32 protein-coding genes are annotated in these 23,864 nt (G+C 44.1%); 28 read left to right on the top strand and 4 right to left on the bottom strand.

Going from position 1 to position 23,864, the window contains the following annotated elements:
• The first annotated feature begins 383 nt into the window (after positions 1–383).
• The 15 genes from E5P3_RS24930 to E5P3_RS24865 all read left to right on the top strand — a co-directional run bounded on the left by E5P3_RS24930 (position 384) and on the right by E5P3_RS24865 (position 10,050).
• The gene (locus E5P3_RS24930; RefSeq protein ID WP_162588407.1) at positions 384–617 is read left to right on the top strand and encodes a hypothetical protein; all 234 of its coding nucleotides are present in this window, start codon (positions 384–386) and stop codon (positions 615–617) included.
• Positions 614–883, top strand: a complete 270-nt coding sequence (locus E5P3_RS24925; protein ID WP_162588406.1) for a hypothetical protein — start codon at positions 614–616, stop codon at positions 881–883. Before E5P3_RS24930 ends, E5P3_RS24925 begins: the two co-directional genes overlap by 4 nt.
• Positions 873–1,901, top strand: a complete 1,029-nt coding sequence (locus E5P3_RS24920) for a hypothetical protein (protein WP_162588405.1) — start codon at positions 873–875, stop codon at positions 1,899–1,901. The genes E5P3_RS24925 and E5P3_RS24920 overlap by 11 nt, the downstream gene beginning before the upstream one ends.
• A gap of 58 nt (positions 1,902–1,959) precedes the next feature.
• A complete protein-coding gene (locus E5P3_RS24915) occupies positions 1,960–3,147 on the top strand; it encodes a phospholipase D family protein (RefSeq protein WP_162588404.1) in 1,188 nt (395 codons plus the stop codon).
• Positions 3,144–3,857 carry a hypothetical protein gene (locus E5P3_RS24910; protein ID WP_162588403.1) on the top strand — a complete coding sequence of 238 codons (714 nt, stop codon included), beginning with the start codon at positions 3,144–3,146 and terminating at the stop codon, positions 3,855–3,857. The genes E5P3_RS24915 and E5P3_RS24910 overlap by 4 nt, the downstream gene beginning before the upstream one ends.
• A 217-nt stretch (positions 3,858–4,074) precedes the next feature.
• A complete protein-coding gene (locus E5P3_RS24905) occupies positions 4,075–4,266 on the top strand; it encodes a hypothetical protein (protein WP_162588402.1) in 192 nt (63 codons plus the stop codon).
• Between the two features lie 10 nt (positions 4,267–4,276).
• A complete protein-coding gene (locus tag E5P3_RS24900; protein WP_162588401.1) occupies positions 4,277–4,561 on the top strand; it encodes a hypothetical protein in 285 nt (94 codons plus the stop codon).
• A 3-nt stretch (positions 4,562–4,564) separates the two neighbouring features.
• Entirely contained in the window at positions 4,565–5,440 is an 876-nt protein-coding gene (locus E5P3_RS24895; RefSeq protein WP_162588400.1) for a hypothetical protein, read from the top strand.
• A gap of 208 nt (positions 5,441–5,648) precedes the next feature.
• Positions 5,649–5,945 carry a hypothetical protein gene (locus E5P3_RS24890; protein ID WP_162588399.1) on the top strand — a complete coding sequence of 99 codons (297 nt, stop codon included), beginning with the start codon at positions 5,649–5,651 and terminating at the stop codon, positions 5,943–5,945.
• A 30-nt stretch (positions 5,946–5,975) separates the two neighbouring features.
• Positions 5,976–6,191 (top strand): hypothetical protein, encoded by a 216-nt coding sequence (locus tag E5P3_RS24885; RefSeq protein WP_162588398.1) that lies wholly within the window; start codon positions 5,976–5,978, stop codon positions 6,189–6,191.
• Between the two features lie 103 nt (positions 6,192–6,294).
• Positions 6,295–6,417, top strand: a complete 123-nt coding sequence (locus E5P3_RS36190; RefSeq protein WP_269473993.1) for a hypothetical protein — start codon at positions 6,295–6,297, stop codon at positions 6,415–6,417.
• Positions 6,414–6,638, top strand: coding sequence for a hypothetical protein (locus E5P3_RS24880; RefSeq protein WP_162588397.1), 225 nt, complete (start codon positions 6,414–6,416; stop codon positions 6,636–6,638). The genes E5P3_RS36190 and E5P3_RS24880 overlap by 4 nt, the downstream gene beginning before the upstream one ends.
• Positions 6,639–7,430: 792 nt before the next feature.
• A complete protein-coding gene (locus tag E5P3_RS24875) occupies positions 7,431–8,498 on the top strand; it encodes a DUF4116 domain-containing protein (RefSeq protein WP_162588396.1) in 1,068 nt (355 codons plus the stop codon).
• An 11-nt stretch (positions 8,499–8,509) separates the two neighbouring features.
• Entirely contained in the window at positions 8,510–9,286 is a 777-nt protein-coding gene (locus tag E5P3_RS24870) for an N-6 DNA methylase (RefSeq protein ID WP_162588395.1), read from the top strand.
• Positions 9,283–10,050 (top strand): N-6 DNA methylase, encoded by a 768-nt coding sequence (locus E5P3_RS24865; protein ID WP_162588394.1) that lies wholly within the window; start codon positions 9,283–9,285, stop codon positions 10,048–10,050. Before E5P3_RS24870 ends, E5P3_RS24865 begins: the two co-directional genes overlap by 4 nt.
• Here E5P3_RS24865 and E5P3_RS24860 read toward each other — a convergent pair.
• On the bottom strand, positions 10,019–10,795 hold the full coding sequence (locus tag E5P3_RS24860) for a hypothetical protein (RefSeq protein WP_162588393.1): 777 nt from the start codon (positions 10,793–10,795) through the stop codon (positions 10,019–10,021). The two genes, E5P3_RS24865 and E5P3_RS24860, sit on opposite strands and share 32 nt — an antisense overlap.
• 100 nt (positions 10,796–10,895) lie before the next feature.
• On the opposite strand from E5P3_RS24860, the gene E5P3_RS24855 reads away from it, so the two are divergent.
• The gene (locus tag E5P3_RS24855) at positions 10,896–11,768 is read left to right on the top strand and encodes a hypothetical protein (RefSeq protein ID WP_162588392.1); all 873 of its coding nucleotides are present in this window, start codon (positions 10,896–10,898) and stop codon (positions 11,766–11,768) included.
• Between the two features lie 38 nt (positions 11,769–11,806).
• Here E5P3_RS24855 and E5P3_RS24850 read toward each other — a convergent pair whose 3' ends face one another.
• On the bottom strand, positions 11,807–12,463 hold the full coding sequence (locus tag E5P3_RS24850; protein WP_162588391.1) for a hypothetical protein: 657 nt from the start codon (positions 12,461–12,463) through the stop codon (positions 11,807–11,809).
• Positions 12,456–12,758, bottom strand: a complete 303-nt coding sequence (locus tag E5P3_RS24845) for a hypothetical protein (RefSeq protein WP_162588390.1) — start codon at positions 12,756–12,758, stop codon at positions 12,456–12,458. The genes E5P3_RS24850 and E5P3_RS24845 overlap by 8 nt, the downstream gene beginning before the upstream one ends.
• Before the next feature lie 354 nt (positions 12,759–13,112).
• Here E5P3_RS24845 and E5P3_RS24840 point away from each other — a divergent pair, with 354 nt between their 5' ends.
• The 12 genes from E5P3_RS24840 (at position 13,113) to E5P3_RS24785 (ending at position 23,141) form a co-directional block, all read left to right on the top strand.
• Positions 13,113–13,406: a hypothetical protein gene (locus tag E5P3_RS24840; RefSeq protein WP_162588389.1), complete on the top strand. Its 294-nt coding sequence runs from the start codon at positions 13,113–13,115 to the stop codon at positions 13,404–13,406.
• A complete protein-coding gene (locus E5P3_RS24835) occupies positions 13,407–13,634 on the top strand; it encodes a hypothetical protein (RefSeq protein WP_162588388.1) in 228 nt (75 codons plus the stop codon). It begins immediately after the preceding gene.
• Positions 13,635–13,641: 7 nt separating this feature from the next.
• The gene (locus tag E5P3_RS24830) at positions 13,642–13,890 is read left to right on the top strand and encodes a hypothetical protein (protein ID WP_162588387.1); all 249 of its coding nucleotides are present in this window, start codon (positions 13,642–13,644) and stop codon (positions 13,888–13,890) included.
• Positions 13,887–14,162 (top strand): hypothetical protein, encoded by a 276-nt coding sequence (locus E5P3_RS24825; protein ID WP_162588386.1) that lies wholly within the window; start codon positions 13,887–13,889, stop codon positions 14,160–14,162. The genes E5P3_RS24830 and E5P3_RS24825 overlap by 4 nt, the downstream gene beginning before the upstream one ends.
• Positions 14,159–14,605, top strand: coding sequence for a hypothetical protein (locus tag E5P3_RS24820; protein ID WP_162588385.1), 447 nt, complete (start codon positions 14,159–14,161; stop codon positions 14,603–14,605). The genes E5P3_RS24825 and E5P3_RS24820 overlap by 4 nt, the downstream gene beginning before the upstream one ends.
• Before the next feature lie 2 nt (positions 14,606–14,607).
• Positions 14,608–18,045 carry an AAA family ATPase gene (locus tag E5P3_RS24815; protein WP_162588384.1) on the top strand — a complete coding sequence of 1,146 codons (3,438 nt, stop codon included), beginning with the start codon at positions 14,608–14,610 and terminating at the stop codon, positions 18,043–18,045.
• 60 nt (positions 18,046–18,105) lie between these two features.
• A complete protein-coding gene (locus E5P3_RS24810) occupies positions 18,106–18,498 on the top strand; it encodes a hypothetical protein (protein WP_162588383.1) in 393 nt (130 codons plus the stop codon).
• 139 nt (positions 18,499–18,637) lie between these two features.
• Positions 18,638–18,901, top strand: coding sequence for a hypothetical protein (locus E5P3_RS24805; protein WP_162588382.1), 264 nt, complete (start codon positions 18,638–18,640; stop codon positions 18,899–18,901).
• 10 nt (positions 18,902–18,911) lie between these two features.
• Positions 18,912–19,355, top strand: coding sequence for a hypothetical protein (locus tag E5P3_RS24800; RefSeq protein WP_162588381.1), 444 nt, complete (start codon positions 18,912–18,914; stop codon positions 19,353–19,355).
• 161 nt (positions 19,356–19,516) lie between these two features.
• On the top strand, positions 19,517–21,928 hold the full coding sequence (locus E5P3_RS24795) for a type IV secretion system DNA-binding domain-containing protein (protein WP_162588380.1): 2,412 nt from the start codon (positions 19,517–19,519) through the stop codon (positions 21,926–21,928).
• A 47-nt stretch (positions 21,929–21,975) separates the two neighbouring features.
• Positions 21,976–22,740: a hypothetical protein gene (locus E5P3_RS24790; RefSeq protein WP_162588379.1), complete on the top strand. Its 765-nt coding sequence runs from the start codon at positions 21,976–21,978 to the stop codon at positions 22,738–22,740.
• Complete coding sequence (locus E5P3_RS24785) at positions 22,740–23,141, top strand: hypothetical protein (RefSeq protein ID WP_162588378.1); 402 nt, start codon at positions 22,740–22,742, stop codon at positions 23,139–23,141. The genes E5P3_RS24790 and E5P3_RS24785 overlap by 1 nt, the downstream gene beginning before the upstream one ends.
• A gap of 30 nt (positions 23,142–23,171) precedes the next feature.
• Here E5P3_RS24785 and E5P3_RS24780 read toward each other — a convergent pair whose 3' ends face one another.
• A complete protein-coding gene (locus tag E5P3_RS24780; protein WP_162588377.1) occupies positions 23,172–23,855 on the bottom strand; it encodes a hypothetical protein in 684 nt (227 codons plus the stop codon).
• Between the last annotated feature and the right edge of the window lie 9 nt (positions 23,856–23,864).

The raw sequence follows: 23,864 nt of genomic DNA, 5'->3' as shown, positions 1-23,864 counted from the left end.
TTTAGGGTGCTTTTTCTTCGTCCATACATCCAACCGTTTATCTTAAAGAATGCCTTGTCTATTGATTATTTAAAATGGCTTGCTAATATGAACATATAACAACAAGAAAGAAAAGCCATGAACATAAACTTTGACAGATCGGTAATTTACGAGCGCGACGACTACAAACATCACTCAATTGTTTCACAAGAGCAATTCTCTTACATAGTAAATAAGTTCATGCGCCTTGAACTTGGAAACATGAACGACCTTGAAATGCTCTTCAGCAATCTGAGAGCAGAAATTAACTGCAACTATCTATATAGCCGCACTTCCTGCCGCATCCAAAGGTTTATTGATGCTCACGTTGAAGATCTCCCAAAGATTGTGTGGAGTAAAGAGGAATGAACGAACTCACACAAGAACAAAAAGAACGAGTCCAGCAGTTGATCCAAGGCACCAACAATGCCTTCCAATGGCTCAATATGTATGTTGAAGAGATGAACATCACACGAGACAACTTTTATGAGAACTGCCAGGCCAACATCCAGCTTGGCGAGAAAGTCATGGAAGTAGCTGGGCTTATAAGTCTCGCAAACAAAGAGATTCTAAAAATAACAACAGGAGATGAAAAATGAACAGAAAAGATTACAAGGAGTTCTACAAAAACGAGATGGATGGTTTCGATTCATTTGCTTGCGTACTCTTCATAGCACTTATCATCGCTATAAACATTCAAGCAATCAATGCATTTTTAGCAAAGTACAACGGCTTTTTAGATGAAAATCGCTTACTGATTTTTGGCACGGGAGTCCCTCTTATAGTCATCACCATTTTTATTAGAAGATTTGTCGACTGGAGAAAAGTAAAACAAGAACTAAAAGGGGGTCATCATGAAAAATGAAGTACAAGTTTCAAAAGCGCGTCAAGCCAATCTTAAAACCTTTAAGCTGTTGCTCTCCAAAGTTACTTTCAACTTAAAAGAACATCACAATGTTGTAGCAGCGTCTGGCTTTTTTGTAACTTCTGTGGAAAATGAGCTTACGGAAGAAGCTGCAAAATATTCTGATGCAGAAGTGAAAAGTTTTCTTATCAACCACTATGAAAATATTCTCTTGAGCGGGCAGAGTTATCTAGACTCTTTTGCTTTCCGTGGGGCCAGAGAACTTATAAACTTTGTTCTTGAACACAGTGTGGAAATCAAAAACTATGACTATTTTGACTTCCTTTACTACGAAATCTTAGATTTGATTAAGGAAGGCGGTTGCCTAGCTTTCTACGACCTCTACGCATCCACTGTTAACAAGGTGGCAGAAATGCTTGCCGAAGCTGGTGATATTTCAAGGCTTAATCACTTTCCATATAGCAACTCATACAACTTCATCAAAAATCTAAGGCATGATGGAAGTGATAAGGAAATTGAAATTCTTGATTACTGCTTGGAGCGCGGTGATAACAACGACATGCTTTCCACCGACGAAATGCGAAGATTCCATTATCACAAGAACGGGATTAACTCAATTATCTTTTTAGCGAACAATTTGCATAAAGTTAAGCATCCGTATCATGGAAACGATTGTTGGCTTCGTCTTGAGAAAGAGTTTGTTAGCGAAAAGGACGGCTTTAGATCTTATTACTTTCAAGATGTATTAGATTACAGGCAAGCTTTATTGCTCAGGCACATTGGAAGTCATGATGACGTTACGGGTGAAGAAATCATTGACTACTTGACAAGGATGAATGTCTTCTTTTCAGAAGAAGTTTTGGAAGAGATTGTTAAAATTTCTGGAATGAAAAATGCAACTCTTCCGCAGATAACTGTCGCTAGGATCAGTGACGCAATAAATGCGAAATCTCTCAGCGACAAATTGAAAGCTAATCTTCCTGATAGACCAAGCGCAAAAACAAATAACAAAATATGAAGCACCCTAAAGGTGCTTTTTTCTTGCCTTATAGTTGCTCAACAACCAAGGATGAGATGTGCAACTGATAACCACAAATGCGGCTCTGAGAAGCAACCTTTCACGGCTCATCAAGAAGTACCCACACATCTCATTTGCAGTGGCATGGGCAAGCTCAGGGACTGATGCCTTCACGAAGCTGCTGGAGGACAAGGGCAAGATTCGCCATGCCGTCATAGGCACGCACTTCTATCAAACCCACCCTGACGTGCTGGACAGCTTCACTGACTCCCAAACCGTCAAGTTCATGCTCCAGCCATCTGGTGTCTTCCACCCCAAGGTGTATGCCTTCTGGGATGACACGAGCTTTGAAGTCCTGATCGGCAGTGCCAACCTCACCAAGGGTGCGCTGAACACGAATGCAGAGGTGTCTACTCTCATCACCCACGAGGACAGCCCAACCATCAAGGATGAGCTGCTGAAGGTCATAGAGGGCTACTGGATCGCGGCCAAGACAGTTGACCAGGCCGAGGCACAGCGATACCGCAATATCTGGGCGGCCAAGCAGCCCGAGCTACTCAAACTCGTGGATCAGTATGGGGAGACTCCACCCACCAAGTCAGCCGTGCAATCTAAGGTCATGGGCATGGACTGGCCCACCTTCCTTGCCGAGATTCAGAAGGACACGAACCACGGCTTTGATGACCGGCTGGATCTCCTTGCACAGGTGCAGAAGTCCTTCTCCACCTATCCCACCTTCAACGACATCCCCATAGACACACGGCTAGGCATCGCAGGCCTCAGGAGCAAGTCCTTGAAGCACTCAGAGTGGTTTGGCTCTATGGTCGGCGCCGGCGTCTTCTACAAGCTCATGAACGCCTCAGAGCCAGCCTTCTCGCAAGCCTTGGACTTCATCCCAGCCACAGGCACAGTGACCAAGGATCAGTACCGGAGCTTCATCGCCGCATACCTCACAGCATTCCCAGACGGTAGGGACGGACTGGGCACTTCAACCAGGTTGCTCAGCATGAAGCGACCAGACCAATTCCTGTGTGTGGACGGCGCCAACCTCAGAAAGCTCGCCGAGGATGTCGGCATTCGCCGTGCTGACAAGCTGGACTACGAACGGTACTGGGATGAGGTAGTGGTACGGCTCATGAACTCCCCATGGTGGAAATCTGAACCACCCAAGGCAGGCAAGGAGCTTGAAGCATGGAAGGCACGAGCAGCCACGCTGGATGCAATCTTCTACGAGCCAACAACATGAATGATCTGTCACGAGCTGAGATGCTAGTTGAGTACAAATTCCAGACCAGAAAGGAAGCCTTCTACTTTCATCTTCAGCATGTCCTAGCACACAGATTCGATACCCCTGAAAAGCTGGATGAGTTTTATGAAGCCATCCCTACCAATGAGGAAAAGTTCTTGCTCCTGAGCACTTGTGCAAGCTACAGGTACATGGTCAAGGATGGCGACTGGGTGAGCAAGGTCAATGGCATTGAGCAAGTGGTCGACTACATCACCGACTCGCACAAGCTACTGACAATATTTGCACTGATTGAATCACTGTCGAACCTCAAGCATGTTCATTTTCAACAATGGCTGAAAAATGAAAAGAAGCTACCCATTCTTGATGAAAAACATCTTAACAAGCTCAATGATGAATATCTGTTGACTTACGGCTCAATCAAGAAGGTGGTTGCATTCTTTGAAAGGCTCTCAGATGACCATCAAGCGAAACTATGTAATTTACTGACCAAGCAAAGAGAGCCAATGGACAGCATCAAGAGGTTCGCACAGTTTCTATACAACATGAGGAGTCAGTTCGCTCATGAAGGAAAATTGTCTGTTGGACTTCAGAATGCGCCAACCATCAAATTCATGGGCAAAGATTCAATACTCATAGAAGTGAAGATTGAAGATGTGATGGAAGCCTTTGAGCTTGGACTGATAAGCCGCTTCACTCAAAGAACTTGACTTCCCATCCACGAATACATGCCAAGCACCTACGGGTGCTTTTTTCATGTCTGCACGGTTTCCCCTTTTCCGCTCTAAAGAGCACCTTTCACAAGTGCACGAGCTACAGCCTGAAATCATTCGTTCCTCAAATGGACCGCTCATCTGAAACTTTGGTTTGTCTATTGAATATTTAAAATGAATTGCTAATATATAAGTATAACAACAAGGAAAATTCATGAACAATTCATACATCACAAGACTGGAAAATAAATACGACATCATCATTCATGCTGGCACCATTCAAAACTTTTCAGGCAACTGGTTGAAGATGCAGTTCGACATGAGCACTAATAAAGGTGTTCGCAATGTCATGGTAAAAGCGAAAGAGCCAGTCTACGCAGCGATTGAACGTGCATTGAGCAAGTAAGGAGCTGACCATGAAAATATCAGCATACGAAAAGAAATTAATGAAGGATCGTGAGAAGTTCATGAACTCCATAAAGACAACAAACGATGTATGGGACAAGCTACTCAAGGACTCAACCACCATCAATGCAAGTTGGATGTTCAATGACATCGCTCACCTGTTCTCAAGAACAAAAGAAAACGAGAATCAAGTTGAAATCACTGTGACATCACTGAATCGATTCAACGGAATCACAAGGACAATCACTTTATGGATAAATCCTAGACATGCCGAATCTATTAAAGAAGTGGTGTAAGCCATGTTCAAATTTAAAAAGACTCATCCACCAATTCCTGTAAAGCAGTTCTTCAACGACAAAGACCCAGCAGGATTGCAAAAAACAGAAGTGGAAGACACAAGCGAATCAAGAATCAATGCACTAAAGGCTGATGCACGATCATTCTTCAACCATGAGCCTTCAAGACAAGAGCTACTTGCTGAGTTCAAAGAGGCCGAAGAAGATTTTGATGACTTCAACGGCTACCAGGTCAGATGGATGCTTGCACGAAAAGCAAAGCTCCATGCTCTCTTCCCTGAGTACAACGTCGCTGTTCCATGTTTGGGCATGGATGAAGCACAAGGAATTGAGAAGTTCTGGACAGAGGAAGGAAGGCTTCGCAATGACAGACAGACCGTCATCAATGCTGCACTCACCAACAGACACACCCTGAAGTGGGCGCATGAAAGATTTCAGTCTGATTCTGAGATTCTTCTTTGTTCAGTTCTCAACAACAACTTTTCTTTCATGGGCGCCAATTGCTACATGGTCACTTCAAAGTTTGACTTCATCACTGAAGACATGTTTGACGGAAACTGTTACTCCGAAGTAGAAGCTGAGCCTCTTGAAAGGCTTTATCAGATAGTCAAAGCTGAACGTCCAATCAAATCCTTCTATGAGTTGCTACGACCTCAGCTAAGAATGATTTATCCATCGATAGATCGCAGGAGCAAAGAGGCATTCGACACCGTATGCAATCTTCCAAACTTTAATGCCGTTATGGATGAATGCCTTGAGCACGAGGCTCAAAAGCTCAAAGACAACTATGCCAAGCTAAAGCCTCAGTTTCTCGCGGACAAGTTAGAAGACGCTCTTCCTGTAAAACCAATTAAGAAGACTAAGCCTTTGAAGATATGAAGCACCTACGGGTGCTTTTTTAACGTCCGCCAGGTCACGCCTCTCCCGCTCTAAAAGAGCACCTTTCACAAGTGCATGAGCTATCGCCACAATCATCAATCCACTTGTTTTTGAAAATGACCGCTCATCTGAAACTTTGGTTTGTCTATTGATTATTTAAAATGGCTTGCTAATATATAAGTATAAGAAAAACTAAAAGGAAACCATTATGAACATTCAGACATTTATCTTCACTGCATCTCAAGCAATCGAAATCAACAAAGATTTGGAATCTCTTGACGATAGAAATGACCAGATGAACTACAGCATCTTCAGAAACAACCAAGAGCGCTACAAAAAACTTACTGGGTTGACTCTTTCTTCACACGAAGCAATCACAGAAGCAGAGTTGGAATACTTTGAAGAAATGAACAAAGAGCCAGAAGAAGAAATCAGCACTGGAAGATTCGCTATGTTGAATCAACTCTTCATCAGAACACTACAAAACAACCATGTAGCCGCTTAAGTCCATAACAACAACAACAAGGAGACGAAAATGGAAAAAACTAAAAACGAACTCAAACAGGAAATCTACTCAAGCAGTCTTCCACCAGACTTTGCAGTGGTAGTCAGAATCAAAGCAACATTTCACGCTTTGCAAGAAGCTTCCAAACATGGTGCGAAGGCAGATCGTGACAGCCTAGCCCGTGAAATCGCAAACTTGACCGACATCAAGAAATCAATTCAGCCTAAAGTTTGGAAGAATTTATGAACAATATTTATGAACTCACTCCAAAATCTGTCTTGTGTGTAGGCTCTGCCTTTGCATTCATAGGTTTTATGAGCCTAATATCAACATTAGCGAAGGTCTTTGTATGAACAATGAAGACTTTGGAATCAAACCGGCTTTCAAGTTAGCCTTAATTGCTATCCAGATAGTAGGACTGTGCAAGCTTGCAGTCATGGGCTTTGAATACCTTGTGAGGGTGCTGGCATGAAAGCAGTCTTACTTCTAGCCCTAATTGCTTCCGGCGCCTATGCACAGCCACAGACAACCATGCAAGTCTCTGCCAAGCTTGAATACAGGTGCACCCTTGAGATCAAGGACAACAAGGTCATGCTATGCAACAACCCCAATCTTTCACCATCAATCTTGAAAGAAGAGGAGAGTAGGGCGACCATCACAGTTGATGATAAGTACATCACCATCAAATATTAAGCACCTCCATGGTGCTTTTTTAATGCCTGAATATTTACAAATGCTTTAATTTCTCTATGTTGATATGTACAACATAGGGGAATGCAATGATAAGAAGAATAATAGGATGGCTAGAAAGAATATTCGGGGGGTTCACCAGCCAGGAACACAAGCTAGGGATTGAGTTAGTCCCCTTCACGATGCACGGATGCAATGTCCGTTCACGAATCTCAGCAGACCAGTGGAAGAAGGTTTGCTCTGTCGTTCACAAGAAGGCCAGGAACGACCACAGATGTCAGATATGCAACCGCTCAGGCAAGAGCCAAGGTTTCACATGGCCCGTGGAGTGTCATGAAGTCTGGGATTTCAATGAAGCTACAGGCACACAGAAGCTCACGGGAATGCAGTCCATATGTCCTATGTGCCACAAAGTAAAGCATCTAGGACTGGCTACCCGCCAAGGTTACGGTGAAGCTGCCCTTGTTCACCTAGCAAAGGTGAACGGAATAGATGCCGCTTGCGCGGAAAAACTCGTTGCTCACGCCAAAACAGTAGTGAAACAAAGAAGCTCTCAGGAATGGAAGCTTGACCTCACATATCTAAATAAAAATGAGTTTGGCTTCCTAATGACAAAGTTCACGGATGACGAAGCTCATAAATGCAAGAACATTGAATTCTAATTGTTGCACATTAACAACATTATCATTGATATTCTTACTTTAAGTATTGTTATGGGGCTAAAACAATGATAGTCAAACAATAAATCATTCATTTAATATATAATAAAGTCATGTTTAACATAAAGGAAATAACATGGCTCTATACAAAACAAAAGAAACCGCACTGAAACATCTTAAAAACAATCAAAGCTTTAGCTGCAAAGTGTTTGACCTCTTCCGTGAGGATATGGATGTTGTCCGCGAAGCGGTTATCCATGACAAATGGGCACAGATACCATCATGCTTTGCAGACAACAAAGAATTGGCTCTTCACTCTTGTAGTCGTAATCCTTTTGCTTTTAAACATTTTTCGCCAAGGGTTAGAAGTGATCGTGAAGTGTTGATTGCAGCTCTTAAATCGCAAACGAAAATTCCGTCAACTTCAATTGACTTCAACGACTGGGAAATGGTCGCAGCTTATGTAAGCTCTCCCAATTGTTCATTTGGAGATTTGCCCGCAGAAATACTTTCAAGTGCAAGTCATGTGGTTGAACTTGTAAAGAATGACTCAACAGCTCTTGCAAGTGTGCCGTACCATTGCTTGGACAACGAGGCATTCATGAAAACGATGATGGAATTTAATATTCACTCTTTTCAATATGCTTCTGAGAGATTACGGAACTCTGTAGATTTTGTATTGCCATACTGCACTAAACATCCTTTGATGGTGTGGGATCTAGGCAACGAGCTTAAGAATAACAAAGATTTCATCACTCATCTTCTTGAGTCGGACAAGGCCATTTACAACTATCTGCCATTGAATATGCGGGGAAGAAAAAGCTTCGCTAGGTATGTCGCTGATAACCCTGAAACTCATCACGCAATACCATCAGAAATTCTTGACGATGATGGCCTTGTTGATTTGATGGTTCAAAACACATACAAATCGAGATTATTAGAACTCTACACCCGCCTTCCAGCTACACAGAAGATGCGACTTAGCATCATGGAAAAAGTATTCGTTGATACAAATTCCCAGATTTCGGTTGAAGTCTTGCCAGTTGAGCTTCTTGAGCAAATTGGATTTGCAGGAAGTAATTGGAGAGACTGTCCCTCCAATGGATTGCACCTACTTGAACTCTACAGAACAGCCAAACTAAAGGACAGTCTTGACTCAAAACTATCCATCAAGGAAGACAACAAAAGAAAAGTAAAAATCTAAGGGGGACAAAAATGAAAGACAAACTTATCAAGGGGATTCAGAAGAACATCACACGGATGGTGGAAGTATCAAGGCAAGGGTTGACTGAGCAACAGTGCATGATTGACCTCAGCCAGCTATCTTTCAATTTTGTAAGTAGCGACTGGTTTTGGAGCATGCAGTTTCCATGGGGGAGCATGTATCACTCTGACTTCATGGCTCAGGAACTCAGCAACTACAAGAAAGACCCTGAAGCTTGGGAGTTGCTCCAGACCATCACACAGGACTACTGGCAACTGGTGAAGCTGTGTGATCCGTTCACCGATGTCATGCACCTCATCGGCTACAGCTCACAGAAGCTCTCAAAGGCTATGGGCCAGTTCCTAACACCTCCTACGGTGGCAGACGGCTTGTTTAGGCTCACATGCACCTTGCCCGAGCTGGAGACGGGTGAGGACATCCTAGTAGGCGATCCTGCTGGATGTGGGGCAGGTTCACTTTTGCTTGGATGGCTCAGATATGCCCACGAGCTACACCCCACCAGACTCAACCAGGTGCACATGTTCGGGGTAGACCTAGATCGCAAGATGGTCCGCATGACGGCACTCCAAATCACCATGTCATGCCTTGTTCATGACATCCCACTTGGAAGCCTGTCCCTCCATTGCTGCAACGGCATCACTGACTACGACCACTATGCATTTGGCAGCACCAAATTTCTTGCCTACAGGTTCGCAGCAGACCGGAACAGGTATGTCATCTTCAACCTGAAGAATCGCGCTGAAGCTCCCGAGACGGAGGCAGCATGACACTCTCAAAACAGATACAGAAACTTGTCCATGGGTCCCGAGACATCAGGACACCAAAGGCAGGGCTAGAAGCGATGTTTGAGGCAGTAATCAACTCACTGCCCAAGGCACCCTACATGACGGCATTCCCTCATGGCTACCTGAGAATCAACCCTGAGTTCGTGACCATGACGAAGCACACGGCCAAGGATCTCGCGCAGCTCAAGGCATGTGCTGACACCTACTTGGATATGGTTCGCAGTGCAGAGCCGTTTGAGGATGTCCTAGGGGGTGAATACGACCAATATCTAGGCTTTGACTGGGGCCAGTTCTTCACTCCGTCAGATGTAGCCAGCCTCATTGGCGAGTTGAACACCTCCACGGGGCACCACGACCAAGCCATAGCCAGCAACCAGCCGATCAGCATCAGTGATGTGTGTAGCGGAGGAGGAGCCTTGACCATGGGGATGCTCCAGAGCCTCTACCAGGAACACGGCAAGCCAGCTATCGCTCTGGTGGACATCCATGCGGCAGACCGTGACCCTCACATGTGCAGGCTCACGAGTCTTCAAGTCATCTTGTCCTCAATGGTTCATCAAGTGCCGTTTGCCAGCCTTCGGGTTGAGTGTGGCAACCCGTTGATTCAAGATGAAAAGCTGTTCACTTATGCGATACCTCATGTGAGAAAGTATCTTTCGAACCATCAGCCCAATGATTTGGACAAGGAAGAAATAAACAGGCAGGTAGCACGGCTTAAAACGGTGGAAGTTGTCCAGGCCCTCTAATCCAAGATTCAAAAGACTTGTGATCGTCTTCGCTTGGTGGAGGGGCCGATAGGTCAAGTCCACGCATGCTGTCAGCGACATCTCGCCGGTTCATTTCACCGAGGATGTTGATACCAACGGCAAGCTGAAAATCCAGTGATCCGCATTCCTTGTTGATTCGGCCATGGGGAAGCATGGGGATGAGGTTTGGCTTCTTGCGAGTAGTGTTCTTGGCAAGGTTGACACGCAAAAACTCCAGCATCGTGAAGCTCATGTAAGTGTGGTCAAGGTGTGACTTCATCACATCCACAAGCTGAGGTTTCGCCAAGACCTCCTCCAGTTGCTCCACTCGTGAGACAACACCAATGTTTGATTCAGACAGCTCCTGAGCTTTCAGGGAAGCAATCTTGTTTGGCAATCCACCATTTTTATGCAGGTTCAGGATGTCCTTGATGGACTCCCTCCATGTCCTGAGCAACTCATAGGCAGACAAGATCCACATTTGAGATTGGGCATTGAGAAAGTGAGCCAGCTCAGGGGTTCGCTCTTCGGCCCATAACTCCCGAAGAACCTTGTATTCCATCTGCATGATGAACTGATCAGTCATGCCCAGATTGAAAGCTTGCATCCGAAGGAATGGATCGGACTGCAAAAAGACTAAATTGCTAAGCGATGTGAAAAGCTCACTAGGCTCAACTTTATCTAAATCTCTGTATTTAGATGGCTCATCGTAGTCACGATTATCAAATTCATCATCGGTATTCATGGCTAAAGATGGTATCGACTGAAAATATTAAGTCAAGAGATATTGCTTTTCACAATATATTTGCTATGTTGAATAATGTCATAACAACAAAGGAAAAACTATGTACAAATCAACAATTATTAAATTCTTACCACACAGCAGAAGCAAGTATGCAGTGATACCAGTAAGTAATGTGGGAGATGTAGGCAAGTCAACAGCAATGATTGCATTGATTGAAGCATGTATGCACCACCAAGTACCAGTAGCAATCTTCTCTGGGGATAAAGATCACACAGAGCTTTTGGAGGTTTACGGAGCCAAGGGGAAGACCTTTGACATCCGTAAAGACAAGTCGAGCTTTATCAATGCTTTGCAATCACCAGAAAAAGTCATCGCTATTGACACTCCAGCAGCATTCATTGATGTCTTATACGACACTTTTGAAGACATGGACACTTTGCTTTCATCTTTTGAGATGTTCGACACAATGCCACTTTTCATGGTGCCAATCGCAACAGACAAATGCTTGGAAAGTGTGAAGCGTCTTGCCCAGTTGCTTGCTGGAGTTGAAGGCGAGTACAGAATCATTTACATGATGAATGAGGGGAAGATGACTAACAAGGCGGCATTGCTAAAAGCTTTTGACGACTGCAAGCAAGCACAGAATGAGTTGACAAGTGGAAGAGCCGTGAAACTAAGAATCACAACCAAGTTCACAGCTGAGTTTCAGCTAGTTGTCAAAACCCAAAGATTGAGAAACTTCATCCAGACACCAGCGAATGGAATGGAGCTTGTCCTTGCTCATGACTTCTTGAGAAAGACAGATGACCAATTCGCAGGAGTACTTGACTTCCCACATATTGATCCAAGGACAGGATTAGAGAAAGGCTTGGGGGTTACCATCACACCAGACTTCAAGGAGTTTGGCACCGAAGGGAGCAACAAGGGGGTTAACGAAATCTTGATGGCAAATGTTCCAACCAAAAAGAAATAAACACCAATAAAGAAGAAACCAGCAATTTGCTGGTTTTTTTATGTCTCAACCTTGTCCAATATTCTGTGCAAAACCTTGACCTTGATGGGATCGTCCAAAAGGTTCTCTACATCAATGATGTTCTTGGGGAGGACTTTATCCATGGATTTGGCACAGCCTTTGAAGTAAGCCCACATCCACTCATCAGCGCCAGTCCACACGGCAGAGCGACCCTCGGTATCCAAGCGACGAAGCTCCGCATGCCAATCAGTCACCTCCACAGGCACGACGCCAGGCACAGCCTCCACAGGTGGCACGGACACAGCTTGAGCTACTGGACGATCAGTAGCTTGCACACGGACAACCGGATCAGCTCGGAGTTCTCGAGCTGGCCTAGTAAGAGTAACGGTAGGAGTAACGCCCCTAGACCCCTTGAGCGAATGCTTGGAGCGAACGACTGAATCCAAGTTGCGCTTCTCACGAATTCGTCTCATGTAGAGGCCAACCAAAGTCTCTGTCGCAGCCGTATGTCCATCCTTGTGAAGCAACGCAGTGACGAATCGATAGCAAGGAATATTCTTCAACTGGAGCAATGGAAAGAGCCGTTGAGTCCAAGCGTCAAACTGACCCTCAATCACGATACGGAGATTCAAGACCTCAGGATCTCGCTCAAGCTCAGCAATCGCTTCATCAGTCATCAAGGTCAAGTTATCCACGACGAGACCTCTCTTTGCGAACCTTTGAGATGACAACACAGACATGCTGAGCCGTCACATTCTTGTAGCCTGACTTCACGAGCAAGTCAGCAATAGCTCCATGGATAGAAATCCTACGAGCCTTTAATAATGGAAAAAGTTTAGATTCCCAAACACCAAGATTCTCACGAACCGCGTCAATCATTGTTTGTTCAGGAAGATTGTCAAGACCAGCCAGAGACTCAGTTTGTTCTTGAATTGCAATCTCAGTCAGTTCAGATAGGGAACTTAAAGTCCCCTCGTTTTTAGTATTCATATAGCCTCTCATGTGTTTATAGTTGTTGATACTCCTTAATATAGCGATAGTATTGATATTGTCAAATGCAGAGAGAATAAAACAGCTCTAAATTGAATGAATCAGACTTCTTCTGTATTAAATAGATTTAATCTAGATCATCGTGATTCTTTTTGATTGAAGTTGTTTTATTGATTTAGATTCGAGTCGTCTTCGCCGTTTCGAATTTCCTAAGCACCCAACACATTTAAATGTATTATTTTGCTTTTAACCCCATTTTCAGAGGAGAAACTAACCATTAATCAAAAAAGAAAGGTTTAACCTTGCAAAATACAAATTTTCTGCTTAACTAAATACAACAACAAGGAGTTAAGCATGAGAACAGTAGCGCAATACAACAAGGTACTTAAATTATCAGGTCACAGAATCTTGGTCTTCAGTACAGAAGTTAAACAACTTTATACATTGACCAAGATGGGTCAAAAAATGGACGTGGCGGACAATGACCACTTCATAGTCAAGCAGGCAAAGAAGGTCACACATGTCTTCATGAAACTCTGCAACTGCGACATTGCAGAAACATTGATGTCAATAGATGACTACGCAAAACTCTGCAAAGAAGCCGATGCATTAATCAAAAGATATGGCTCTGCAAGAGTAGGTGCTTAAGTGGAAGCCAGGAAGTTAACTTTCGCTCAGGCTCTAGAAGCTAACACCGCAATCTTGGATGACAGCAACACTGAGGAATACTTTGTTGCCATGCAGGCTCAAGTACAAGCTCTTGAGTTGGCAAGCAGTGAAATCAATCGTCTAAAGAAATCCAATCATTACTGGCAAGCTGGGTTCAGCCTTGTTGCAGTTTTAGCAATCTGGCTTATCGCCATGAGATTCGTTTGAGGTGCCCATGAACAAGCACTTAAGAATGGACGGCGTAAAAATCTTTGAAGACGATGAGAAAGCAATCCAACAAATAATTGCTGACCACAAGCTTCATCAGAAAACAGGACGCTCCAAGGCACACAGAATCGCTTTGAAGACCTACGTGGATTTGCATCAGCTTCCAGTGGAGCAGCGCAACCTAGCAAAACAGGTTGAGCTTCTAACAGAGCAAGTCCAACAGCTTTATTTTATTCTTCAGGAGAAGATGAAGTGAGAAAGCCAACCCATCCAAGCTACAACGAACAGCTTCCAAACATGAATGGAACTCCGTGGGAACTTATGGGCTACACGACTAAGGCATGGGCTAAAAAGCACAACCTAGTCATCAATGACAAGCCAAGTGGTCAGTATTACAGAAATGCCCCCATAGGGAAAAACTGTAAATGGATTGAACTCTACCTGATAGGAGGCAATGAAATCAGTATCAAGCTTGAAGCAGAGTTGCCACCAAAAGAACATACAACAACAAGAAAGACAAAGATATGAACTACAACAATCAAATCACACAAGCAGTCAAGAAGGAGCTTACAGCCCTTTATATGTCCAGCTATGGTATTGCCGAAGAAATGGCAGCACTTTCCGACAGACTGAAAATAAATAATCAGCTCAAGGAAGCAACCATTGACATGTTCTTGAGCAATGTCAACGAGATGTTGAAGCCTGAAAAGATGGCTATTTACATACTAAGCCGTGAAGTGCCATTGTCTCCAAGCGACCCCAGCTACCCTCTTAGTCATTACCACATTCAACTTCAAGCAGATGGAAGAGTGATAGCTGCACAAGATTGTGGCATCAGTTTCATCGCAGAAAAACGTTATGAAATGATTGTTGAGTATTTGAACAAGGCTCAGGCATTTTCTTCCACCATGGCTACTCTAGACAAGATAGAGAAGATGATTGACTTCAAAGAAACCTTTGGAGGAATCTAATCATGCTCATTGACTACATGAATATGACAAATGGCAAGTATCACGAAGGTCAGCTACTTTATAACAGGCAAGCATGTGAGAAGGAAATTGCCTTCTTGTTTCCTGACGATAAGAACCCAGACTTGAATGACCCAAAATATCGTGACATCGTTAAAAAGATGCCTTACTCACCGTTGATTGCTGGTGGGTTAGCGAAGAGTCTTGGTATTGAAGACAGATTTTTAACTCTAGAGCTTTGGGAAGATTTATCCAACGGCTACTGCCCTGTGGAATATCTTCCCAAAGTTAATGAGGCACAAGCTCTTCTCAGGTTTCCGATAGAGACACCAAGAGGCCTGATGATAAAGCTTAACAAAAACGCCACTCCAATTGGCGAGGACGGCAAGTACAAGCCCGAAGATGCGGGGAAGGATAAAAGAATTGGCACTGAGTTTGTTTTCACACTTGGAAGAAATACTTCCAATGTTCTTACAGCCATGGAGATTGCAGATCCTTCACTGGAGAGCAAGCTTACCAATCATGTGAATAAGATTTTCACTGAGCACATCCTTCCTGAAATGGAAAGAGATGCCTTCATCCGTACAGGTACAGATGGTGTTGATTTGCAGTATGTCAAAGAGCTTCTAGCAGTGAGCTTCCACCATATAGAGAATCGTGGAACTGCATACGATGGCAAAGGTAACGGAGGACCAGAATGTCATAAACACTGGCACTACGATCTTTTAAATACTGCAATGGGTTATGACGGCAAACTTTTGTCTGTCTGCAATGATTTAATCATCAAGAACAAAGACAAGTACAACGCCATCTTCCAACTTGAGATGTACCCTTTTCTTGAGAAAGAGTATGGACTGACCTTCAAGCCCATCTACTTGGATGAAGACAAGGACAACGAGTTTCTGCAAGACCATGAGAAAAACATTGCTTCATGGGATGTAGAAGATAAGTTTATTCCTGAATCTCTTCGAAGCGAGCTGGGAGCTAGATCCAAGGAAATGGAAGCTCTGATGAAGAAACTGAAAGTCAGAGGATTCGTTGCTGAAGAGATTGCCCGTAAGGAACTCAAGTTAGACAAGACAGATTTGTCTCCAAGTGAGATGAAAGCGATTTGGGCTGACAAGTTCTCCAAGCACGGCTTCACTGCAAAAAGCATTGCTGCACACCAAGACTTTAACCAGGTCAAGGCTCAAGTAGAACTTCCAGATCCTGCATTGATGGTCAGCAACTATCTTCGCAAACATAAAGATGTTGTTTTCAGTGAAGATCAGATTAAGGCGCACGTTCATAAGCAACTAATCGGAATCTGTGACCGTGACACTTCAGAAAGACATGCTGAATACGTGTTTAAGTCTCAGTGCCATCAAGTAATGGACAAAGACCAAAGGGAATATTTCAAAGACTTCCTTGCTGACACCATCTCAGATCCAGAGCTTAGAAAACAAAAACAGCTTCGTTTTGGCCGTGATGTTCGATTTACTACCACTGGCATTCTGGAGATGGATAAGTACATCAGCGAGTCACTTAAAGCCAGAGAGAGCGAGACTAGGTTTGTGCTTGCCAGAGAAGATGTGTTCAAAGCGATCCTTGCATGCGAAGTAGCGAACACCACACCTAGCAAGCAGTTTCAATTTTCTGTAGGTCAGAAGAATGCCATAGCACTTGCCATGACTCAGCCAGGTGCAGTGATGAACATCGCTGGCCGTGCAGGCTCAGGCAAATCTACTCTTCTTCGTGTCGTCAAAGAGGAGTACGAGAGAAATGGTTTTTCAATCATTGGCACTTCACCGGCTGGACATGCCACCAAGTCATTAGCTAAAGACACCGGCATGAAGAAAGGCACCTTCTTCAATTCAAGTGCCCTGATTAAACAAATCGAACTTGGAAAAGTAAAGCTTACCAACAAGCATGTAATCTTTGTGGATGAAGCCGGTATGGCTGACACGGAGACTCTCTACAAGATTATCAAAGCCGCAAACATGGCAGGAAGTAAGCTTGTATTGACCGGGGAAAAGGAGCAATTGCAGCCTGTAGGCTTTGGTGGAAGCTTTAAAGTTTTGAACGAACAGTTCACAACTGCACCTGTTACTACCATCAATCGCCAAAGAGATCATTGGCAGCGTGAGCTTGTTGAAGAGCTGGCCTCAGGTCAATCAGAGAAAGCTTTAGACAGGTTGTACGAAAAAGGGCTCATCCACATCACCAAGACCGAGAAAGGGAAAGTGGACTTGATGGTTAAACACTACATGGAAGACAAGACGGACTTCAAGCAGAAGTTTATTCTTGCCGCTTCTAATGATGAAGTCGACAGCATCAATGATAAGGTCCGTGAGGCTCTGAGAAAAACGGGGCAACTTCCACAGGAAGAAGTCACTGTAAAAGGCAAGGACGGTATAGATAGAGAATTCTCAGTTGGTGATCGTATTGTTTTCACGAAAAAACAAAAGAGTGCCAATGCTGAAACTACTACCTTAGAAAACTCAGAGACAGGCAGTGTGTTATCTATTGCCAAATTTCTCAATGGCAAACCGCGTGCTATTCAGATTGAACTTGATGATGGCACCCGCCACTTCTTGAACTTGAAAGATGAGCATAGCTTCCAACATGCCTATGCAAAAACGATTCACAAGAGTCAAGGTGGCACCGTAGAGAACACTCAGTTCACCATCGGCAAGAACTTGGCAGACTTACACAGCTCCTACGTGGCACTTTCCAGACATCGTGGCATGGCAAGGATGTATCTGTCTGAAGAGGTTGTAGATCTCTTATCAACCCGTATGAAGGGCAAGCCTCCAACAACATCCATGAAGAAGGTTGCTGAGTGGACTGCAAAGCAAAAAGGTGTGGAGCTACCTCCAGAAGTCCTTCATAGCTTCATTGAGACACGTGCATGGTTGACAGCCAACTACGAGGAGAAGGACTCACAGAATCGCCGGAAAGCCTCAGCCGTAATGGATGACCTGAAGAACGTGGTCGAAGCCTTCCAGAAAACCAACTTTAAGAAGACATCCAACGACTTTGACAGGGCTGATGGTCATGCGGAGGACACCTACAAGCGGATTCGTCAGGAGCGTGGCTACAAGGTGGCTCACCCTGTGCCTGTAGCTTCTGACTTCATGGGACCACCCAAGCCAGCACACCTCAACCAGGTTGACCAGGTACAGCCTACCAGTCTGTCCTCTAAGGCAGCAGCCCAAGCCAAGGATCTGGTTCGCAAGGCGGTAGAGCTTGCCCAGAAGGCACGAGATGTCATGAGCTTCAGCCGTCCTCCAGAAGCTGCGAAGAAGTCCATCAACGACATCAAGCACTTGAACGAGCTACCGCAGATGACTACCAGTGCACCTGCCAAGAAGCCCGTTTTCACACCAGACCTGACCGATGTGAAGAAACCGACCCAGACGAGATCCTTTGGCAAGAAAAAAGGATTAAGTCAAACTATGTAAACATATTGCTTTTCACAATATATTTGCTAGATTAAATAACAACAACAAGAAAGACTAGCTATGACAAAAAGAACAATTGACTCACTTAAACCAACAGAAATCAAAGAATGGACAGGATTTGTCCCTCATCCTGACTTGCCTGATACAGCCAAGGAAAAGATTCTAAAGATTAAACACAAAAGCTTTGTGCTTGAGAACCTATCCAAGAAGGTTGATGCTCCATCCAAACACTTGATTTGCACTATCTGTCCGAATTCTATGTGGATGGTACAAGGCACAGACCTTAAAGCTCAATGCGGCGCACTTCATGTGATTATTCATACAACTGATGAACCAGGTGCTCTGTGGATATGCGATAAGAATCAGCCAGAAGAGGAAAAGACTCCGCAGGAGAACGCTCCTTCTCAAGAAGGTGTCCCCGAACCCTACCACGATCCGTTTATAACTGACTAAACGAGATTTAAAATTTTTGATTTCTAGATTAAGCACCTACGGGTGCTTTTTTGTTGTCTAAATTATTTATCAAGAGGTATTGCAAATCACAATATATCTGCTAAGTTAATTATAAGAACAACAAGAATACGGAGAACATATGAACACAGTTGACCCAGTACAAGAATATGAAGATTTCATGACCAGCAATGTAGAGCAAGACTCGTATGTTGACCCAGTAATCATGAAAGGCTATGTACAGCCTAGCCAGGAAGATGCAGAAGAACTTAGAGCCACCTACATGAAGAATGTGCGCAACGAAAAGTTTTACGACCTGTACAACTTCTTTACACCTTTAGCTATCGGACTGTTAACCACAGTCGGGTTAATCACAACGATAACCAACATCACATCAATATTTTAAGGAGCACATGATGAACAAGGAAATTATCAAACCAATCGCAGTGGCAGCATTTATCGGAACCGTACTGATCGGCTCACTAACTTTCTATGACTTTTACATGACCAAAGTTCAAGGCGCAGCCATCATGGAAAACAGAAGAATCAGCTTAGAAAAAGATGACATCATTAAAGTTAAGTGCATTGAACCCAAGGCTGAATTTGCAGCTAAGGAAACTGCATATCTCAAAGACTACGGATTACTTTTCAATCCAACATCCAAATACGATGTCTTAGATATAAAAGATGGCAAAGAATCTCAACAGTACAACGACGCTAGCATGCTCAAGATGGATGACGAACTTGCTACTCAAGGTTGCGAAGAAGCCAAACAAGAAGTTGCTGCAATGAAAGACACCGACCGTTGGACCTACTTTCAATCCAACTGGAAAAGAATGATGTTTGGTGACAAGGCATGAACGACAAGCCAATCTACCTAGGGCCGGGTGACAAACGAATACTTGATGGAACCAGACCAGTAGTTTATGTAGGTCGAGCAATATACATAGGGACCTGCGGGTTCCTTTTTTGTTTAGCCATCGCTTTTTTGGCTCTGTGGTTTGTCACAGAAAGACCCCCGATGGCTACCAAGCTGGATGCCATCATTTCGTACTTCAAACTGATTTATAGCTGGTTCACCATAGGCGATGCACTCACATTGGCAATTCGCAAGGCAATCAGTCTCACTATAGGTGCAGGAGGTTTCTATTGGTTTAGCAGGAATTCATGGGAACCCGTAGAACTGAACATTCAAGTACGAGGCAGGAAGTTGCTCAAGGGCAAAAGAGGATTCGCTGACCTGAAAGAGGTAATGGATAGACAGATTCGCACCAGTGCAGCAGGACTCATCATGGCAACGAGTGTGGGGTTCAATGTTCTCAAGCCTGAAACCTATGATCCCAAAAAAGCAATCATCATCTATATGTCGGATCAGGCCCGAAGAGTTCATAACCTGATAATTGGAGGCAGCAGACGCGGTAAGGGTGTGAAGAACAAAGAAGTGGTAATGCAAGTCTACTACCACAAGATTTTGAAGAAGGAACTCTACAAGCTTTTGATTATTGATACGCCTAAAGGCGAGTATGCAGAGCTATTCCACAAGAGAGACATGATTCAGATTGCCCCAGATGAAAAATTCTCAGTTCCTCATGACATTGCTAAAGACTTACTGCTTCCTCAAGACTTTGCACAGTTCGCGGCAGGCTTGATTGATGTATCAGAGAAAGACCCATTCTGGGGAAAATCTGCACGTGCACTAACCACTGGCATTGGTGCGATATTAGTTAAAGAAGCTGGGAGCGATTGGAGCTACAACAACTTCGCATACTTCAAGGATATGTCAGTTGAAAACCTGACGCCGCTGCTTGATAAATACTACCCAGAGCTTGGACCAATTCTAAGAATGGGAGAAACACCACTGAGTTCAATTGTGGGAACTGTTGCAACCAACTTGATGTTCCTCAATGATGTGGCTCGTATATGGGATGGCTATGACTACAAGGTTGCAATCCATCAGATGAGTGCGAAGCTCTTGAAGAAACAGTTTTGGCTTGAGTGGTATCTAGCCAATGCCTTTCCGGTCATCAAAACCATTCACGAGGAAGGCAAAGATGTTGATGTAATCATTCCATGGAATGTTTGCACATCGTCAATCATCTATGCACACATCAAGAAACTCAACAAGCTGAAGCCAAAATGGAAGTGGATTGACCTCAAGGCTGAGCTACAAAAGCCGTGGGATGAGCAAGTCTCAGGAATGGACGAGTTTATTGAGCCAGCTCAGCTTGAGCATGTTCACAAGGTCTATATAAATGAGCACTTGAAGAACATAGAGCCTATTTTGAAATGGGCTGAAGTATGGGATGGCTACGAAGGACGCGAGAGATTTTCAATGCGCCGTTGGTTGCTTGATGAGAATCCAAAGAAAAAGGTTGTCATACTAAAGCCCTCTGGAAGGTTCAAGACTCAAATGGATGGTGTCATTCGTGGATTATTGCTGTATCTGACATCTATGGTCAATGACAAATTTTATCAAGAAGACAAGACTGATCAACTGGCACTTCGTAACCTGAACATTGTTTGTGATGAGTTCCAGAGCCTTGGAAACTTAAAGGAATTTGTACAGCCAGCACTTGAGATGTTTGCTTCTAAAGGGATAGTTGTGACATTATCTTGTCAGGACTTCTCACAATTAAAATCTGTCTATTCGCTCGAATTCTTAGAGTTCATATTAGCGAACACTGGCAACATCTACATCATGGGTATGAACCAAGGCACCTCAGCCGAAATGGTTTCAAACCTAGTGGGCAAAAAGCACATCAGCAAGACCCACACGAGCAAGACGATGCAGGAGAGCGGTACATCAACCAGTATTAACAATCAGGTACACGACAACGAGCTTGTCATCACTCCAGACGAAGTAAACAGCTTGTTTGGAACCAAGGGCAACGAGATTCACTATCTCTACCTGCCAGGCAACGAAGCCAATGCCTACCTGATGACGGCGCCAGTAGTACGCGACTACCCGAAGCCATACAAGCCTGAAGCTGCGGACTGGATCAGTGGCAAGACCTACAAGCCTGCACAGGTGGATGTAGCGCAGCTCAAGGCAACCATGCTGCCATCTCCTCCTGCGGGTGGACCCAAGCCGAGGATTGAGGTGTTTGTGGACGAAGACGACATCGTCGTCGACGCCGCTTCAGAGATGACCGATGAGGACTTCTCACCCGAGGAGCTTGATGCTATGGAAGCAGCCATCAACCGTTCAGAGCGTGCACCCCTCTACAACCTGCCCAGTGAGGATGAGGGCATGCAAGGCAGTCTCATGAAGGACATTGCCATGGAAGCTCTTGGTGGAAGCCTAGCGAAGTCTGTATCGCACGTGGCTGAGATATTCACTGATGCCAAGAAGAATGTGACCACTTCAAAGAAGAAGTCTGAGGATGCTTGGAAACAGAAAAGAGATGGTCTAGATGAGATGACCAAAAATTGACATTTAAATGTTTTTTGCTACAACTATAAGAACAACTAAGGAGCATTATGACTACGAAAACACAAGAAAAAGAAATCCTAGATTTTGGCGATTTCTTGAGATCAGAGATGAAGAGAAAAGAAGCTTTGAACCCAGAGCCAAAAACAGAACTTCATCCAGCATTGACCATGAATGCCATGGTTCAAGAAATGAACTTTGAGATGCACAAAGACCCAAGGAAAGCCCGCGACTTCTTCAACAATACGAAGAATCAGGAAACTTCAATGGCATTTGGCATTCATCACAATATGAACACTTTCCAATATAGAGAGTTGCATGTTGGCTTGCAAGATCCTGATGCACAGTGGAGAGTTCAAACAGGCAAGGATTTAGCCCACCGTAACATTCTTGAGACTCATAAGGCTGAGATGCTCAAAGCTGATTGGGAGCAACGCGATGTCCTGAAACATCAGCACGGCTTTGAGACTGCATACTTCAAATTGCAGGAAGCTAAATTTGACTATGCTCATTCACTTGATAACTCTTTGGCTCCAAGAGACATAGAGCAACTTGAGAAAGAAGCACACAAAGCCTTCAAAGAATACAAAGCTGAGATGTACGGTATTAAGCCAAACACTCATGTCTTAGTCAAACAGGTTAAAGCTCCGAACGATGAGATAAAAGTTGAAGGTGCCAAGGTTGAGCCTCAAAAAGCCGGAATCCAAAATTTTAAAGCTCCTGCACTTCCATCAATAGCTGACAAGTTGTTTGCTATGAGAGAGAAGAGTGGCATCACTCAAAAGCCAACCATGAAGATGAGCAGAGGTATGTGATGGATGACTTCAATCATTTTGAAATGCTCGCAGATCTACCAGAAAACTTAGTAAGGGCAGATTTTGCTATGGACGGGGCAACTAGCTTTGGCATGAAGGCTATGCCATTGCTTGGCGGGACAAAGTTATATGGAGATGAGTATCCTAAAATTCTCAAAACAGCATCCATAAGGTCAATAACTCAAGGTAATTTAGATGGAGCTACTACAGATATTGACAAGGAATTTCTTGTAAAGGCTGGACTTTCCACATTCGATTCAAAACACAGTTTGCTGCTTGTTGTTGAAAAGTGCGATGAAGTCATCAAGGCCCGTGAAACTGAAAAGCTGATGGAAAAGTTAGATAAGCAAATAAAGCCGAAGTCAGAGACCAGGCAACAATCAATGAAGATGAAAATATAAAAGCACCCCTTGAGGTGCTTTTTTTATGTCTTAGAAGAAGACTGCCTTCAGTCCTTGGTAGATGGCAATCGCAAGAAAGAACTCACCTACACGGTATGCAATCCTCTTGAAGGTGAATTCGTCGGTGCTGGATCTAAATGACTTGATGTGAGGCTCGATAGTCTCATCAAACCTGTCCACTAGCACTTTGGCAACTTTCTTCCTCTCATCAGAGAGCTTGTTGACTTCAGCAACCGCAGTTGCAGTCAGCCTCTTTTCCAGCTCACTCGCATGGTCATCCAGCGCCGCCTTCAACTGGACGGCTCCCGCCTGAATCACTTTGTCAGTCTCAGTCACCAGTCTGGCTTGTGCCTGCACCAGGTCATGGGAGATCTGAGTACCGGCCTGCTTGAGGATGAGGGCACCTTGCCCAACGAAGTCTTGCATGCCGTTGAAGAACACTTCACCTGCATCGTTGAAGCGCGGCTCCAGCCCAGCAATCCAGTTGTCCACATCCTCTTTGAACACTTCATAAGCTTGTCTGTGCACCAGTAATTGGTAGACAGATCTTTGTTCAGTCATGAAGAACTCTTCAAGAAGAGGGTTGCCAATGATTGATGAGCCAAGGATGTATTTAAGGATTGCTTCGCTTTCCTCATCCTTCAAAGTATTCAGATATTTTGCAAAGTTCTCGTATAGAGGTGTTTTGGGTAGCTTGTCGATTAATTCTTCCATTTGATTTCC

Origin of the sequence: Variovorax sp. RA8 (assembly GCF_901827175.1) — a bacterium.
Lineage (GTDB): Bacteria > Pseudomonadota > Gammaproteobacteria > Burkholderiales > Burkholderiaceae_C > Variovorax.
The sequence above is the reverse complement of the archived record's forward strand: the minus strand, read 5'-3'. Positions and strand labels throughout refer to the sequence as shown.

What these genes read in the sequence shown, in the direction of transcription:
- E5P3_RS24905 (WP_162588402.1), top strand. Translation starts at nt 4,075, where the DNA reads ATGAACAATTCATACATCACAAGACTGGAAAATAAATACGACATCATC.
- E5P3_RS24805 (WP_162588382.1), top strand. Translation starts at nt 18,638, where the DNA reads ATGAACACAGTTGACCCAGTACAAGAATATGAAGATTTCATGACCAGC.
- E5P3_RS24800 (WP_162588381.1), top strand. Translation starts at nt 18,912, where the DNA reads ATGAACAAGGAAATTATCAAACCAATCGCAGTGGCAGCATTTATCGGA.
- E5P3_RS24845 (WP_162588390.1), bottom strand. Translation starts at nt 12,758, where the DNA reads ATGAATACTAAAAACGAGGGGACTTTAAGTTCCCTATCTGAACTGACT.
- E5P3_RS24885 (WP_162588398.1), top strand. Translation starts at nt 5,976, where the DNA reads ATGGAAAAAACTAAAAACGAACTCAAACAGGAAATCTACTCAAGCAGT.
- E5P3_RS24925 (WP_162588406.1), top strand. Translation starts at nt 614, where the DNA reads ATGAACAGAAAAGATTACAAGGAGTTCTACAAAAACGAGATGGATGGT.
- E5P3_RS36190 (WP_269473993.1), top strand. Translation starts at nt 6,295, where the DNA reads ATGAACAATGAAGACTTTGGAATCAAACCGGCTTTCAAGTTAGCCTTA.
- E5P3_RS24890 (WP_162588399.1), top strand. Translation starts at nt 5,649, where the DNA reads ATGAACATTCAGACATTTATCTTCACTGCATCTCAAGCAATCGAAATC.
- E5P3_RS24810 (WP_162588383.1), top strand. Translation starts at nt 18,106, where the DNA reads ATGACAAAAAGAACAATTGACTCACTTAAACCAACAGAAATCAAAGAA.
- E5P3_RS24895 (WP_162588400.1), top strand. Translation starts at nt 4,565, where the DNA reads ATGTTCAAATTTAAAAAGACTCATCCACCAATTCCTGTAAAGCAGTTC.
- E5P3_RS24920 (WP_162588405.1), top strand. Translation starts at nt 873, where the DNA reads ATGAAAAATGAAGTACAAGTTTCAAAAGCGCGTCAAGCCAATCTTAAA.
- E5P3_RS24840 (WP_162588389.1), top strand. Translation starts at nt 13,113, where the DNA reads ATGAGAACAGTAGCGCAATACAACAAGGTACTTAAATTATCAGGTCAC.
- E5P3_RS24855 (WP_162588392.1), top strand. Translation starts at nt 10,896, where the DNA reads ATGTACAAATCAACAATTATTAAATTCTTACCACACAGCAGAAGCAAG.
- E5P3_RS24820 (WP_162588385.1), top strand. Translation starts at nt 14,159, where the DNA reads ATGAACTACAACAATCAAATCACACAAGCAGTCAAGAAGGAGCTTACA.
- E5P3_RS24900 (WP_162588401.1), top strand. Translation starts at nt 4,277, where the DNA reads ATGAAAATATCAGCATACGAAAAGAAATTAATGAAGGATCGTGAGAAG.
- E5P3_RS24790 (WP_162588379.1), top strand. Translation starts at nt 21,976, where the DNA reads ATGACTACGAAAACACAAGAAAAAGAAATCCTAGATTTTGGCGATTTC.
- E5P3_RS24865 (WP_162588394.1), top strand. Translation starts at nt 9,283, where the DNA reads ATGACACTCTCAAAACAGATACAGAAACTTGTCCATGGGTCCCGAGAC.
- E5P3_RS24875 (WP_162588396.1), top strand. Translation starts at nt 7,431, where the DNA reads ATGGCTCTATACAAAACAAAAGAAACCGCACTGAAACATCTTAAAAAC.
- E5P3_RS24815 (WP_162588384.1), top strand. Translation starts at nt 14,608, where the DNA reads ATGCTCATTGACTACATGAATATGACAAATGGCAAGTATCACGAAGGT.
- E5P3_RS24930 (WP_162588407.1), top strand. Translation starts at nt 384, where the DNA reads ATGAACGAACTCACACAAGAACAAAAAGAACGAGTCCAGCAGTTGATC.
- E5P3_RS24780 (WP_162588377.1), bottom strand. Translation starts at nt 23,855, where the DNA reads ATGGAAGAATTAATCGACAAGCTACCCAAAACACCTCTATACGAGAAC.
- E5P3_RS24910 (WP_162588403.1), top strand. Translation starts at nt 3,144, where the DNA reads ATGAATGATCTGTCACGAGCTGAGATGCTAGTTGAGTACAAATTCCAG.
- E5P3_RS24785 (WP_162588378.1), top strand. Translation starts at nt 22,740, where the DNA reads ATGGATGACTTCAATCATTTTGAAATGCTCGCAGATCTACCAGAAAAC.
- E5P3_RS24860 (WP_162588393.1), bottom strand. Translation starts at nt 10,795, where the DNA reads ATGAATACCGATGATGAATTTGATAATCGTGACTACGATGAGCCATCT.
- E5P3_RS24880 (WP_162588397.1), top strand. Translation starts at nt 6,414, where the DNA reads ATGAAAGCAGTCTTACTTCTAGCCCTAATTGCTTCCGGCGCCTATGCA.
- E5P3_RS24870 (WP_162588395.1), top strand. Translation starts at nt 8,510, where the DNA reads ATGAAAGACAAACTTATCAAGGGGATTCAGAAGAACATCACACGGATG.
- E5P3_RS24795 (WP_162588380.1), top strand. Translation starts at nt 19,517, where the DNA reads ATGGCTACCAAGCTGGATGCCATCATTTCGTACTTCAAACTGATTTAT.
- E5P3_RS24830 (WP_162588387.1), top strand. Translation starts at nt 13,642, where the DNA reads ATGAACAAGCACTTAAGAATGGACGGCGTAAAAATCTTTGAAGACGAT.